Annotated in this window: 12 protein-coding genes; 9 read left to right on the top strand and 3 right to left on the bottom strand. The window is 70.4% G+C overall.

Annotation, left to right across the window (positions count from 1 at the left end; all coding sequences use genetic code 11):
• Positions 1 to 46: 46 nt before the first annotated feature.
• On the top strand, positions 47 to 685 hold the full coding sequence (locus VIS07_07395) for an HAD family phosphatase (GenBank protein ID HEY8515320.1): 639 nt from the start codon (positions 47 to 49) through the stop codon (positions 683 to 685).
• Positions 686 to 763: 78 nt separating this feature from the next.
• Here VIS07_07395 and VIS07_07390 read toward each other — a convergent pair whose 3' ends face one another.
• On the bottom strand, positions 764 to 2,179 hold the full coding sequence (locus VIS07_07390) for a carotenoid oxygenase family protein (GenBank protein ID HEY8515319.1): 1,416 nt from the start codon (positions 2,177 to 2,179) through the stop codon (positions 764 to 766).
• A gap of 133 nt (positions 2,180 to 2,312) precedes the next feature.
• Here VIS07_07390 and VIS07_07385 point away from each other — a divergent pair, with 133 nt between their 5' ends.
• From VIS07_07385 to VIS07_07370, 4 genes are all read left to right on the top strand, one after another.
• Positions 2,313 to 3,512: a serine hydrolase domain-containing protein gene (locus tag VIS07_07385; GenBank protein HEY8515318.1), complete on the top strand. Its 1,200-nt coding sequence runs from the start codon at positions 2,313 to 2,315 to the stop codon at positions 3,510 to 3,512.
• A 116-nt stretch (positions 3,513 to 3,628) separates the two neighbouring features.
• Positions 3,629 to 3,880: a hypothetical protein gene (locus VIS07_07380; GenBank protein ID HEY8515317.1), complete on the top strand. Its 252-nt coding sequence runs from the start codon at positions 3,629 to 3,631 to the stop codon at positions 3,878 to 3,880.
• 132 nt (positions 3,881 to 4,012) lie between these two features.
• Entirely contained in the window at positions 4,013 to 5,050 is a 1,038-nt protein-coding gene (locus VIS07_07375; GenBank protein HEY8515316.1) for a DUF3500 domain-containing protein, read from the top strand.
• A gap of 125 nt (positions 5,051 to 5,175) precedes the next feature.
• Positions 5,176 to 5,550, top strand: coding sequence for a VOC family protein (locus VIS07_07370; protein ID HEY8515315.1), 375 nt, complete (start codon positions 5,176 to 5,178; stop codon positions 5,548 to 5,550).
• A gap of 64 nt (positions 5,551 to 5,614) precedes the next feature.
• On the opposite strand, the gene gdhA is transcribed toward VIS07_07370, so the two are convergent.
• The gene (gdhA, locus tag VIS07_07365) at positions 5,615 to 6,964 is read right to left on the bottom strand and encodes an NADP-specific glutamate dehydrogenase (GenBank protein ID HEY8515314.1); all 1,350 of its coding nucleotides are present in this window, start codon (positions 6,962 to 6,964) and stop codon (positions 5,615 to 5,617) included.
• A gap of 160 nt (positions 6,965 to 7,124) precedes the next feature.
• On the opposite strand from gdhA, the gene VIS07_07360 reads away from it, so the two are divergent.
• The 4 genes from VIS07_07360 to VIS07_07345 all read left to right on the top strand — a co-directional run bounded on the left by VIS07_07360 (position 7,125) and on the right by VIS07_07345 (position 12,308).
• Positions 7,125 to 8,843, top strand: a complete 1,719-nt coding sequence (locus VIS07_07360; protein HEY8515313.1) for a DUF3556 domain-containing protein — start codon at positions 7,125 to 7,127, stop codon at positions 8,841 to 8,843.
• 211 nt (positions 8,844 to 9,054) lie between these two features.
• A complete protein-coding gene (locus VIS07_07355) occupies positions 9,055 to 9,240 on the top strand; it encodes a hypothetical protein (protein HEY8515312.1) in 186 nt (61 codons plus the stop codon).
• Positions 9,241 to 9,426: 186 nt separating this feature from the next.
• On the top strand, positions 9,427 to 11,679 hold the full coding sequence (locus VIS07_07350; GenBank protein ID HEY8515311.1) for a thioredoxin family protein: 2,253 nt from the start codon (positions 9,427 to 9,429) through the stop codon (positions 11,677 to 11,679).
• An 8-nt stretch (positions 11,680 to 11,687) separates the two neighbouring features.
• Positions 11,688 to 12,308: a thioredoxin family protein gene (locus tag VIS07_07345; protein HEY8515310.1), complete on the top strand. Its 621-nt coding sequence runs from the start codon at positions 11,688 to 11,690 to the stop codon at positions 12,306 to 12,308.
• Between the two features lie 18 nt (positions 12,309 to 12,326).
• Here the strand turns inward: VIS07_07345 and VIS07_07340 are convergent, their stop codons facing one another.
• Positions 12,327 to 14,063 (bottom strand): glycosyltransferase family 39 protein, encoded by a 1,737-nt coding sequence (locus VIS07_07340; GenBank protein ID HEY8515309.1) that lies wholly within the window; start codon positions 14,061 to 14,063, stop codon positions 12,327 to 12,329.
• Positions 14,064 to 14,145 lie beyond the last annotated feature (82 nt).

Genomic DNA, 14,145 nt, shown 5'->3' with positions numbered 1-14,145 from the left:
ACGCGGCGCTTGTGCGCCGCGCACCGAGCGGCGAGGATGCTCCGCCATGCGAATCGACGCGGTGCTCTTCGACTTCGGCGGCGTGTTCATGGACTCGCCGTTCGAAGCAGTCCGCAACTTCGGCGAGCGCTGCGGCGTCGGCGCGGACCGCATCCTCGAGCTGGTATTCGGCCGGTACGACGACGACACCGACCACCCGTGGCACCGGCTCGAGCGCGGTGAGATCACGCTCGAAGCCGCGCGCCAGGCGATCCTCGAGCTCGCCGCTCCGCACCGCGTCGACCTGTTCGAGGCGCTCGGCTCGATGGCGCGCGCCGCGGTGCGCGACGAGATGGTCGAGATCGCGCGCTTCGCTCGCGCGAGCGGCCGGCGCACGGCGGTGGTGACCAACAACGTGCGCGAGTTCGGCCACGCCTGGCGCGCGATGCTGCCGGTCGACGAGCTCTTCGACGCCGTCGTCGACTCGCACGAGATCGGCATGCGCAAGCCCAATCCGCGGGTCTTCGCCTACGCGCTTGAGCGCCTCGGCAACGTGCCGTGCGCGAACGCCGTCTTCCTCGACGACTTCGAGGGCAACGTCGAGGCCGCGCGACGCGCGGGCCTGCACGGCATCGTCGTCGGCCCCGACTGGCGCCGAGCGGTCAGCGAGCTGCGCGCGCTGCTCGAGGCGGAGTCGCGCCGCTAGCTCGGAAAGGCGACGCGCCGCTCGCTCGCCGCCGACGTCGGCGCGCGCGCCGTCTGGCTCTCTGGCTCGCGCGCTGGCTCAGCTCGCCGCCGACGTCCCGTCGACCCAGTTGCCGTGGAAGCCGTACGGCACGCGGTGCGGCAGCCGCACCCGCGCCACCGGCTCGCCGGTGAAGTCGCGCGCGTCGAGCAGGAGGAGCTCGCTCGCGTTCCGCTCGCGGTCGTAGGCGAGGTACATCACCCAGCCGTCGTCCTCCTCGGCGTCGGGACGGCGCGGGATGAAGATCGGCTCGCCGCAGCCGTTGCCCGCACCGTGCGGACGCAGCTCCACGCGGCCGCCGCGCTCGAGGTCGATCTTCGCGACCGCGGTGAACTCCGGCAGCAACGACGTGTTGCCCTCCGGGCCGGTCGCCGCGAAGTAGCCGAAGCGGTGCTTGCGTCCGACCAGGCGCTCGTCGACGCGCGGGAACTCGCCCTCGTGGTCGTCGAGCGGCTCCGAGCGCACGGTGCCGGCCGTCGGATCGAGCCGGAAGCGGTGCAGGCGGGCGACCTGCGAGTCGCGCCACTGCGGATCGCGCGCGGCCTGCGGGCTCAAGAAGAGGAGCTGCTCGTAGCGGTGGACGTCGAGCACCACCTGATCGCCGTCGTCGTAGGCGTTCAGCGGGTGGAAGACGTAGCAGGGATCCGTCTCGAGCCAGCGCACGTCCTCGCTGCGTCCGCGCCGCGGCATGACGCCGATGCGCGTGCCGCGCTCGGGCTGCCAGGAGAACGGCGAGCCGTGCTGCGCGATCTTCTCGAGGTCGAAGACGATCGGGCAGAGCAGGAAGACGGTGTGGCGCTCGGTGACCGCGAAGTCGTGGATCATCGAGGGCCACGCGAGATCGATCGGCTCCGCGTGCACGAGCGCGCCGTCGCGATCGACGACGTAGTACTGGAGGTAGGGCGGGAAGGGCGAGTAGCCGAAGAAGAGCATCTCGCCCGTCACCGGATCGAGCTTCGGGTGCGCGGTCATCGGTCCCGAGAGCCGGCCGGCGAAGTCGTAGAGTCCCAGCGTCTCGAGCGTGCGAGCGTCGAGCTCCGTCGGCAGCGAGCTCTCGACCAGCGCGAGCAGCCGGCGGGCGTGAAAGACGATGTTGGTGTTCGCCGTGACCTTGAACTTCAGCGACTCGCCCTTGCCGAGCTCGAGCAGGCCGGGGTAGAGCGCACGTCCGGCCGCGCGCTCCTCCTTCAATCCTTCGCTTGCCACCCAGCGGTTGCGGTAGTGTGCGCGGCCGTCCTCGATGCGGATCGCGTGCACCATCCCGTCGCCGTCGAACCAGTGGTAGCGCCCGAGCGGCTCGTACGCGGGGTTGGGGCCGTTGCGGTAGTACGTGCCGACGAGCTCGCGCGGCAGCTCGCCGATCACCTCCAGGTCGGGGGCGTCGCCCTCCATGCGCCACGGCGCGAAGTTGCCCTGCAGGAACGGGTTGACCTCCGACTCACGCTGCCTTGCCATGCTCGCGTCCTTTGCTCTTTCGTGCGGCGTCCCGCCGAGGAAGCAGGATACGGGATCCGCCAGCTGGTGCGAGAGGCGCTGAGCCGGCGATCTCGTCTTGCTGGCGGTGGAGCGGTCGGGCTACTCGAGAGCGATGCGCCCCGAGGTTGGCCACGCGCGCGGTGAACGCCTCGCACGACCGCTGCTGCGCGTGGCGGTCGCCCTGCTCGTGGCGTCGCTCGCGCTCGCGGCGTGCGGGCCGAGCAGCGGCGGCGAAGCGTCGCGAGCCAGCTGCGACCCCGCGCAGACGGCGGCGATCGCGGCGGCGTTCGCGGACGAAACCGTGCCGTACGAGGTCGGCGCGGTCGCGATGGTCAAGGACGCGTGCGGGAAGCGCTACTTCACGCGCGGCGCCTCGACCGACGTGCCGGAGGACGCGCTGCACCTCGTCGGCAGCGTGACCAAGACCTACATCGCGTCGCTCGTCCTGCTGCTCGTCGAGGACGGCAGCCTGTCGCTCTCCGATCCCGTGACGCGCTGGATCCCGGACGTCCCCGGCGGCGACGCGGTGCAGGTCGAGCATCTGCTCAACCACACGAGCGGCATCTTCAACTACACGAGCGACGAGACCTACCTGCTCGACACCCTGAGCCGTCGCGTCTACACGCCGCGCGAGCTGCTCGACATCGCCTTCAGCCGACCGCCGTCCTTCGTCGCCGGCGAGCCGGGGAAGTGGGAGTACTCGAACACCAACTACGTGATCCTCGGAATGATCGTCGAGGGCGTCACCGGAAGGCCAGTCGCGCAGGTGCTGCGCGAGCGCATCCTCGAGCCGATCGGCGCCAGCGCGACGTTCTTCGACGGCGAGGAGCCGCTCGTCGGCGACGTCGCGTACGGCGAGTCGTTTCTCGGCACGAACGGCGCGACGTTCCTCCACCCGAGCGCGTCGTGGTGCGCGGGCAACATGGTCTCGACGATCGGCGACCTGGTCGACTGGACCGAGATGCGCGGCAGCGGCTCGTTCCACTCGGCCGCCATGCAGGCCGTGCTCACCGATGGCGTGCCCACGCCGCCGTCGCCGGAGACGCCGTGGCGTTCGCAGTTCACCTACGGCGCGGCGCTCGTGATGGTCGACGAGGAAGCGCTCGACGGCAACGGTCCGGCGCTCGGCCACGGCGGCGACACCGTCGGCTACCACACGCTCGCGTACTACTTCCCGGAGACGCAGGTGACGATCGCGGTGATCGTCGACAGCGACAAGGGGCCCGGACAAGGCTACCCGTTCGGCCCGACCTACCTCGGCGACCTCTACCAGGCCGTGGTGGACGCCTACTTCGGCATGCAGCGTCGTTAGCGAGATCGCTTCGTCCGAAGCGCTGCAGCAGATCCCCAAGCGTCTGGGATCGTTCGCAGACGGCTCTTTCAAAAGCTGCGAATGGCCGATATCGATAGGGAAGGGGCGTCACCGAGGTGAAGCGCGGCACTCTGAAGCATCAGCGCGTCGACGATCGCGCGGCGAAGCGGCGAGCGACGCAACGTCCGTCGCGCGTCCAGCGCGGCCGCACGACGCTGCTGACCAAGCTCGGCACTGCGACCGGCATCACGCGGTGGTCGCCAGCCTACCCGTGGGACGGTCGGCAGATCGGCACGGGTCTCGTCGACACCTCGCAGCTCGCGTGCGAGTGCGGCGAGTGCCCCGGATGCCAGAGCCGCGTCGGGTGATCGTCCCGCGCGCGACGACCTAGCGGCGCAACGATGGCGCCTCGCTCGCCCAGGCCGAAGTCGATCGGATCGCGGCGGGGACGAGCGGCTCGTCCATCGAAGCTCGCGAAGCTCGGGAAGCGCGGCCGGTGCTTGACGGGCGCGCTGATCGCGACGGGCGCCGTCGCTTTCGCTGTCGCCGCGACGCCGACGCCGAGCGACACCGCGAGCCGCCTGACGGCTGCGGCGCAGAGCTTCCTCGCGAGCCTCGACGCCGGACAGCGCAAGGACGTCGAGTACGACTTCGACGACAGCGAGCGCTTCGACCTGCGTCTCGCACCGATCGGCCTCGACGGCATCGCGCTCAGCGACCTCGACGCCGAGCAGCGCGCCCGCGCGCGCGACCTGCGTGCGGCCGCGCTCAGCGAGCAGGGCCTGCGCAAGGTCGAGCTCATCATGAGCCTCGAGAACGAGGTTCGTCAGCTCGAGGGCGAGCGGCTGATCGGGCTCTTCACGCGCTTCATCCGCGATCCCGAGCGCTACTTCACGACCATCTACGGCGAGCCGTCGACGAGCGAGCCGTGGGGCTTCCGCTTCGACGGCCACCACGTGTCGCTCAACTTCACGGTCGTCCCGGGTGCGCCGCCCGCGTCGACGCCGCTCTTCCTCGGCGCGCAGCCGCGCCAGGTGCGGCAAGGCTGGGAGCGCGCGGGTCTGCGCGTGCTCGCCGCGGAGGAGGATCTCGCGCGCGAGCTCTACCTCTCGTTCGACGAGGCGCAGCGCGCCCGCGCGACGCTGCCCTACGAGAGCGATCGCGAGCTCTTCCTCGGCGACGTGCGCTTCATCGACCTCTCCGAGCCGCCGAAGGGCTTGCCGCGCAGCGAGATGAACGACGAGCAGAAGCGCCTCCTCGACGCCTTGCTCGACGTCTACATCGACAACTTCCCGGCCGACGTCGCGGCGGCGCGCCGCGCCGAGATCGACCCCGCCGGGCGCGACGCGATCCACTTCGCCTGGGCGGGCAGCACCGAGCCTGGCCGTGGCTGCTACTACCGCTTGCAGGGCCCGACGCTGCTCCTCGAGTTCGACGACACCGTGCCCGGCAACGATCACATCCACACGCTGTGGCGCGATCCGCGGCGCGACTTCGGCCGCGACCTGCTCGCCGAGCACCGTGCCCGCGCGCACTGAGCGCGCCGTCGGGAGGATCGAGGTCACCGAGCGCCTCGCGCTGCGCGCGAACGACGAGGCGTGGGACGCGTTCTCCTTGCGTCGGACCGCCGTCGTGCGCTTTGCTCGCACCCGGAGGGATCTCGATGATCGGTTACGTCACCATCGGCACCAACGACCTCGAGCGCGCGTGCAAGTTCTACGACGCGCTGCTCGGCGAGATCGGCGTCAAGCAACTCATGGGGCTCGATCGCATCAAGTTCTACGGGCGGAACATGGGCGAATCGATGCTCGCCGTCTGCACGCCGTACGACGGCAAGCCGCAGAGTCCGGGCAACGGCAACATGGTCGCGATCCCGGCGGGCTCGCGCGAGAACGTCGACCGTCTCTACGCCAAGGCGAGAGAGCTCGGCGCGACCGACGAAGGCGCTCCGGGCGAGCGCATGCCGGTGTTCTACGCGGGGTACGTCCGCGACCTCGACGGCAACAAGCTCTGCTTCTACGAGATGAAGCTCGGCTGATTCGGCCGATTCACGTTCAGGCCGTGTGGGCGCGGCGACCCGACGCCGCGCTCACACCCGCACCTCACACCAACCCATGCGCGACCATCGCGCGCGCGACCTTCAGGAAGCCCGCGATGTTGGCGCCCACCACGTAGTTGCCGGGGAAGCCGAACTCCTCGGCGGTCTCGTAGGTCGTGGTGTGGATGCGCGTCATGATCTCGTCGAGCCGGCTCTCGGTGTACTCGAAGGTCCAGGAGTCGCGGCTCGCGTTCTGCTGCATCTCGAGCGCCGAGGTCGCGACCCCGCCGGCGTTCGCCGCCTTGCCGGGTCCGAAGGCGATGCCGGCGTCGAGGAAGAGCCGCACGGCTTCGGGCGTGCACGGCATGTTCGCGCCCTCCGCGACCGCGATGCAGCCGTTCTTGAGCAGCACGCGCGCGTCCTTGCCGTTGAGCTCGTTCTGCGTCGCGGACGGCATCGCGATCTGGCAGGGCACCTTCCAGATGTTGCCGCCGGCGATGTAGTGCGCCTTGGTGCGCACCTGCGCGTACTCGGAGATGCGCCTACGCTCGACCTCCTTGAGGCGCTTGACGAGATCGAGGTCGATGCCCTCCTCGTCGACGACGACGCCGTCGGAGTCCGAGCACGCGATCACCTTGGCGCCGAGCTGCTGCAGCTTCTCGATGGTGTAGATCGCGACGTTGCCGGAGCCCGAGACGATGCAAACCTTCCCCTCGAGATCTTCGTTCCGGACCTTCAGCATCTCGCGCAGGAAGTACACGGCGCCGTAGCCGGTCGCCTCCTTGCGCACGAGTGAGCCGCCCCAGTCGACGCCCTTGCCGGTCAGCACGCCGGACTCGTGACGATTGGTGATCCGCTTGTACTGGCCGAACAGGTAGCCGATCTCGCGCGCGCCGACGCCGATGTCGCCCGCCGGGACGTCGGTGTGCTCGCCGAGGTGACGGTAGAGCTCGGTCATGAAGCTCTGGCAGAAGCGCATCACCTCGTTGTCCGAGCGCCCCTTCGGATCGAAGTCCGAGCCGCCCTTGGCGCCGCCGATCGGCATGCCGGTGAGCGCGTTCTTGAAGAGCTGCTCGAAGCCCAGGAACTTGATGATCCCGAGGTAGACCGACGGGTGGAAGCGCAGGCCGCCCTTGTACGGGCCCATCGCGCTGTTGAACTCGACGCGGAAGCCGCGGTTGATGTGGATCTCGTTGCGGTCGTCCTGCCAGGGGACGCGAAAGATGATCTGCCGCTCGGGCTCGCAGATCAGCTCGATGATCTTCTTCTCGGCGAACTCGGGATACTTGACGAGCACCGGCCCGAGGGACTCGAGGACCTCCCGGACCGCCTGGTGGAACTCGTCCTCGCCGGGATTGCGCGCCTTGACCTGCAGGTAGATCGCTTCGAGCTGCTCTTCCAGCGCCATCGCCACCATCCTCGACCTCGACGTCGCGACGAGAGCGTCGCGCCCGCGTAGCATAGCGCGATCCGGGCGCGACCGGCGAAGCCCTCGCGCAGGAGAGGCACGAACGTGGCTCGCCGATGTGCTGCGCGCTTGCACCGCCGGCGAGGTCGGGACATGAACCGCGGCCATGGCGACGACTCCGGCCGACATGGGCGCGCTCGCGGACCAGCCACCGTATCCGCCGGAGCGGATCGTCGGGGCGCCGTTCCCCGAGCGCGTCCGCCTCGCGTGCGGGAACTGGGCGTACGCGAGCCCGAACCATCCGGCCGTGATGGCGCTCTACTGGATCAAGTACTTCGTCGGGCTGATCGCCGGCTGGGCGCTCTGGTGCAGCTTCAACGAGAACCATCCGGGGTTCTTCGCGTTCGCCGACTGGGCGTTCACCACCGACGCGTTCGCCAAGGCGATGGTGTGGTCGACGTTCTGGGAGCTCGCCGGCTTCGGCTGCGGCTGGGGGCCGATGAACGCGCGCTTCGACCCTTGGTTCGGCGGCTACCGGCACTTCCTGCGCCCGGGAACGATCAAGCTGCCGCTGTTCCGTGGCGCGCCGCTGATCGGCGGTGACACGCGGAGCTGGCTCGACGTCGCGCTCTACGCGCTGACCCAGCTCGTGCTGCTGCGCGCGCTCGTCGCCGCGAGTGTGACGTCGGAGCTCCTGCTGCCGCTCGTCTTCCTGATCCCGGCGATGGGGATCCTCGACAAGACGCTCTACCTCGCCTGTCGCGCCGAGCACTACTTCGTCGTGCTCGCGTGCATGGCGCTCGCGCCGTCGGAGGCGGTGTGGATCGCGGGCGCGAAGCTCACCTGGTGCTTCATCTGGTTCTGGGCCGCCGTCTCGAAGCTCAACCGTCACTTCCCGACGGTGGTCATGGTGATGATGAACAACGGGCCCTTCTTCCCGAAGGCGCTCAAGCACCGGCTGTTCGCGCGCTACCCCGACGACCTGCGGCCGTCGTGGCTCGCGACCGCCCTCGCGCACTTCGGGACGATCGTCGAGTTCACCATCCCCGTGGTCTTGATCCTCGGCGCCGAGAGCGAGACGGCGAGGCTCGTCGGGCTCTTGATGATGACCGCGTTCCACGGCTGGATCGGCATCAACAACCCGAACGGCATGCCGGTCGAGTGGAACATCCTGATGGTCTACGGCGGCTGGTTCCTGTTCGGGTTCCACCCCGCGGTGCCGCTCGCGACGCTCGCGCAGACGCCCGTCCTGCTCGGGCTGCTGCTGCTCTCGCTCGCCGTGGTTCCCGCCGTCGGCAACCTGTGGCCGTCGCGCGTCTCGTTCCTGCTCGCGATGCGCTACTACGCGGGCAACTGGGCCTACAACATCTGGCTCATCCGCAAGGGCGCCGCGAAGAAGCTCGACAAGATCAAAAAATCCGCGGACCTGGTCTACGCGCAGCTCGCGAAGCTCGTCCCCGACCCGCTCCAGCTCGAGGTCGCGAAGACGATGATGTGCGTGACGCGCTTCATGCACTTCGAGGGCCGTCCGCTGCTCGAGGCGCTGCCAGCGGCGGTCGACGACATCGAGGACTACGAGTGGCACGAGGGCGAGGTCCTCGGCGGCACCGTGCTCGGCTGGAACTTCGGCGACGGCCACCTGAACGGCGAGCAGCTGCTGCGCGCGATCCGGCCGATCTGCGGCTTCGAGGAGGGCGAGGTGCGCGTGGTCTCGATCGAGTCGCAGCCGCTGTTCGGCTCGACCATGCACTGGCGCGTCCTCGATCCTGTGCGCGGCGTGGTCGCCGAGGGTGAGACCAGGCTCGCCGACTGGCTCGACGCCCAGCCGTACCCGACCGGCAAGTACGCCGCGGCGCTGCTGCGCGGCGGCCGCGCGATCGCGTAGCGCGCGCCGTCCGGAAGCCGCTGGCTGTCATGCCGGCGCGATATATCGCTCCGGTCTGACGCCGGTCGCATCGCCCGCCCATCACCACGCTGCGCCGAGCAAATCCGGGCGCGGCGCGCTGGTATCCGCATTGCTCCGGGCTCTCGCCGTCGCGAGAGCAGGCCGTCGAGCCAGAATCGACCGCCGACGTCGCGCCAAGGAGCAAGAGCAAATGGATTCCGCCATCGCGATGATCGGCTACGGCATGCTCGCCCTTCCCGTGCAGACGCTCGCCGTCTGCGTGCTCGCCTACCAGGCCGTCGCGGCGCTGCGCCGTGACGCACGGCTCACGCAGCGCGAGCCGGTGGTCGCGCGGGACGCGAGAAGCCACGCGACCCTCGGCGACGTCGCCGCCTGAGCCGCCGACCGCACGGACCCGCGCCGAGCCGCGCGGGAGCGCGTGCCGAGCCGCGCGGGAGCCGGTACCGAAGTCAGAGTGAAGAACCCGCGCCGGCGAGCGTCGAAGCTCCGTGCGCCGCGTCGCGGCGCGGCGACGATGCGGACGGAGCTGTCGAGGAACGCAAAGAGGAGCGCACGGCAGGGGTTGGCTCGCAGGCCCCGCCGCGGCACGATCTTTTTGACCGTGCCGACGTTCGTCCTCCTCGTCCTGCTGGCCGTACTCGCGCCGGGTGCGGCCCTCGCCGAGAGCAGCGGAGCGGTCAGCGCGGAGCACGTGCAGGTCGAGCTGGTGTCCGACGTGACGCACGTGCGCCCCGGCGAGCCGGTCCCGGTCGGCCTGCGCTTCGAGCTCGAGGACGGCTGGCACGTCTACTGGGCCAACCCCGGCGACTCGGGCCTGGCGCCGACGGTGCGCTGGCAGCTCCCGGAGGGCACCACGGTCGGCGAGCTGCAGTGGCCGTACCCAGAGCGCATCGCCGTCGGGCCGCTCGTCAACTACGGCTACGAGGGCGAGGTGCTGCTGCCGGTCGAGGTGACGCCGCCCGCCTCGCTGCGCGACGGCGACACGCTGCGCCTCGCGGCGCGCGCCGACTGGCTCGTCTGCAAGGAGGACTGCATTCCCGGCCGCGCCGATCTGACGCTCGAGCTGCCGGTGTCGGGCGCGCCGGTCGAGCGCGACTGGCGCTGGGCGGGCGCCTTCGACGAGGCGCGCGCCAAGCTGCCGCGCAGCACTCCCGTGCAGGCGCGCATCGAGGCGGAGCAGCACGACGACCGCATCGAGCTCCGCATCGCCGACGCGCCAGACGGCGAGATCGTCTTCTTCCCGCTCGATCCGGACCTGATCGAGAACGCGGCGCCACAGCCGCTCACGCGCGAGGGCGGGGTCGCGACGCTCGCGCTGACGCCGTCGCAGCAGCGACGCGAGCCCGCCACGCGTCTGCGCGGCACGCTGGTCGCGGAGCACGGCTTCGCGCCCGAGGGCGCGCCCGCGCTCGCGATCGACCTGCCGGTGCGCGTCGCCGTCGCCACGATGCAGCAGGACGGCGCGACGCGCGCCGCGGCTGCCGCGGCTTCGTCGTCGTCGGCCGACGACGGCGCGCTCTCGCTGCGGCTCGCGCTCGTCTTCGCGTTCCTCGGCGGGCTCTTGCTGAACGTCATGCCGTGCGTCTTCCCCGTGCTGTCGATCAAGGTGCTGGACTTCGTCCGGCGCGCGGGCGACAGCGCGGCCCGGCTGCGCCTGCACGGGCTCGTCTACGCCGCGGGCGTGCTGCTCTCGTTCTGGATCCTCGCCGGGGCGCTGCTCGCGCTGCGCGCGGGCGGCGAGAGCCTCGGCTGGGGCTTCCAGCTGCAGTCGCCGGCGTTCGTCGTCGCGATGATCTTCCTGCTGTTCACGCTCGCCGCGAGCCTGCTCGGCGTGTTCGACATCGGTCTTGGCTTGACGGCGCTCGCGGGCCGCGTGGGGCAGGGCGAGGGGCTCGCAGGCTCCTTCGCGACCGGCGTGCTCGCGACCGCGGTCGCGACGCCGTGCACCGCCCCGTTCATGGGACCCGCGCTGGGCTTTGCGGTGACGCTGCCCGCAGGGAGCGCGCTCGCGGTGTTCACGGCGCTCGGGGTCGGCATGGCGCTGCCGTACGTCGTCCTGTGCTTCGTGCCCGGGCTGCTGCGTCTGCTGCCGCGGCCCGGCGCCTGGCTCGAGACCTTCAAGCAAGCGATGGCGTTTCCGCTGCTCGCGACCGTGGTCTGGCTGGTGTGGGTGCTCGGCCTGCAGGCCGGCGTCGACGCGATCCTCGGCGTCCTGATCGGCCTTCTGCTCTTGACGGTCGGGCTCTGGGTGCGCGCGCGCTTCGCCGGGCTCGCGCAGCGCAACCGCCGTCTGGCGCTCGCGGTGTCGGTCGTCCTCGGGTTTGCCGGGCTCGCGACGGCGCTCGCGCTGCGCGACGGTGTCGGCGGCGCGGCGGCGGTCGCGGCCGACGAGCGTGGCGCCGAGCACGACCTCTACGGCAACGTCTGGCAGCCGTGGTCCGAAGCCGCGGTGGAGCGGCTGCTCGCGTCCGGCACGCCGGTGTTCGTCGACTTCACCGCGGCGTGGTGCTTGACGTGCAAGGTCAACGAGCACGTCGTCTTCAGCTCGCAGGAGGTGCGCGACGCGTTCGCCGAGCGTGGCGTCGCGCTGCTGCGCGCGGACTGGACGTCGCGCGACGACACGATCACGCGCGCGCTGGCGTCGTTCGGCCGCAGCGGCGTGCCGCTCTACGTGCTCTATCCGGAGAGCGGCGCGGAGCCCGTGATCCTGCCGTCGGTGCTGACGCGCGGGATCGTGCTCGACGCGCTGGCGCAGGTCGGCGAGTCCCGGCGGGCCGAGCGTCCGCGGAGCGAGCCACACCAAGGAGGCACATGAGGAAGATGATGCGAACCAACCGAAGGATGCTCTTGACGAGCGCGCTCGCGACGCTCGTCCTCTTTGCGACGCACGGACGCGCCGACGCCGCGGCGGTGGTCGGACAGCCTGCGCCGGCCTTCACCCTGACCGACACCAACGGCAAGCAGCACTCGCTCGCCGACTTCAAGGGCAAGTACGTGGTGCTCGAGTGGGTCAACCACGAGTGCCCCTTCGTCAAGAAGCACTACGGCAGCGGCAACATGCAGAGCCTGCAGAAGAAGTACGTCGACCAGGGCGTCGTCTGGCTGTCGATCAACTCGTCGGCGCCGGGCAAGCAGGGTAACTACCCGCCCGAGAAGTGGAACGAGATCACCACCGAGGTGAAGGCGGTGCCGACCGCCGTGCTGCTCGATCCGGACGGCACCGTCGGCCGCGCGTACGGCGCGAAGACGACGCCGCACATGTACATCATCGATCCGGAGGGAACGCTGATCTACGCGGGCGGCATCGACGACAAGCCGTCGACCGATCCGGACGACATCCCCAAGGCGAAAAACTACGTCGACCTCGCGCTCACCGAAGCGCTGTCCGGGCAGCCGGTCGCGATCGCGAGCACCACGCCGTACGGCTGCTCCGTCAAGTACTAGGATCGACGCGGCGCCCGCTCATCCACCGGGCGCGCCGAGCAACGCCGCCGCCCGCCCTGCGGTCTCCGACGCCGGCGCGGGCGGCGGCCCCGCCACCCTGAGCAGCTGCACGTTGCGCATCTTGATCTCGGCGATGCCCGGACCAGCGGGGCCCTTGCCGAGCTTGTTGTAGGCGACGAGCCCGATCTCGCGGACGGTGCCGGGCCAGTAGCCGATCGGGCGCAGGAGCCCGAGCAGACGCTGGAAGTCCGGCGTCAAGCCCATGGGGCCGGTCAGATCGAGGTCGCGATCGAGGATCGGGCCGCGCTTTCCGAGGCAGGAGCCTTCCTTGCAGATGCGCCGCACGTCGCGCAGCGTCTTCTTGATGTCGCGCGAGCCGCGCAGCACGACGCGGTCCTCGAGCCGGTACCAGCGCAGGTACTGCGCGAGCGTCGTGTTGGCCATCGAGTTGCGCTGCGCGATCAGCAGGTACTTCTCGCGCGGCGCGTAGTCCGCGACGGCGTCGCGCACCGTCTGCGTGACGCGCTTCAAGTCGTAGGTCTTCTTGCTGAGCGTGAAGAAGCGCTCGGGCATCGCGAGGTAGGCGCGCACCGTCGGGAGCTGCGTCGCGACGACCAGCGCGCACGCGAGCGCGACGTTGCACGCCGCGCGCCGCTCGCGCAGCCACGGCACGAAGCGGAACGCGTCGAGCCCGCGCAGCGCCGTCATCAGCGAGATCGCGATCAGGATCTGCACCGCAGGCAGCAGGAAGAGCGCGTGGCGCGGGTGGAAGTAGTAGTTCCGCCAGCGCACGATCCCCGTGATCGCCGGGATCAGGAGCAGGCTCGCCGCCAGGTACACGACCACCGGCAGGACGCCGCGCCGGCGCGCATAGACGAGCGGCAGCGGCAGGAGCAGCAGCGCGACCAGCAGCAGCGAGTTGTGCGAGCAGAACGTGAGCAGCGTGCGCCAGGTGACGCGGATCGGGTCGAGCACCTCCGGCGGCACCGTGCGGCTGTGCTTGAAGCCGAGCCAGGTGCCCATGAAGTAGAGCGCGACGCAGCCCGCGACGAGGCTGCCGGTCACGAGCCAGGCGACCGTCTGCCGCGTCGCCGCGCGGCGGAGCGCGACGTCGCCGCGCACGTCGAGCAGCGTGCGCGCGAGCAGGACGCCGAGGATCACGTACTGCACCCCGAGCACGAGCAGGCTGAAGAGGCCCGAGACGAAGTAGACGAGGTTGAAGCCGCCGCACGCCGCCCACGCCGACCAGCGGTCACGGCGCTCGACGAGGTTCGCGAACAGGTACAGGTTGAGGATCGTCGTCAGGACGAACAGCGAGTAGAAGCGCGCCTCGGCGGCGTAGAGGACGTGCGGCAGCGACAGCGCGAGCAGCAGCGTCGAGAGCAGCGCGATCTGCCGGTCGAGGAAGCGCCGCCCGAAGGCGTACAGCATCGGCAGCGCGAGCACGCTGTAGACGAACGACGGCACCCGGTAGTAGGTCTCGAGCGCCTCGGGCTCGGGCGGGGTGGTGACGCGCAGGTAGAGGTGCAGCAGCAGGTAGTCGAGCGGCACCGCGCCGGCGTTGCCGGTGCCGGGCGGGATGCCGCGCTTGACCTCGCGCAGCACGTCGATCAGCCCGCCGCTCTGCGACGTCCAGATGTGGACGATCTCGTCCCACCAGAGGCCGAGCGTGCCCAGGTGGTAGGCGCGCAGCGCCGCGCCCGCGACGATCACCAGCAGCAGCGGCAGGAAGTGTGCGGCGAGCCGCTCCACCACCGAGCAAAGACCACAGGCGCAGACCTCGCGGCAACACCCCTCGCGTGATTCGCGCCCGACGCGGCGTTTGTCCGCCGACGCA

The sequence above is a fragment of the Candidatus Binatia bacterium genome, from assembly GCA_036563615.1.
In the GTDB taxonomy this organism is placed as follows: domain Bacteria; phylum Desulfobacterota; class Binatia; order UBA12015; family UBA12015; genus DATCMB01.
This window is presented reverse-complemented; position numbering and strand designations above follow the sequence as displayed.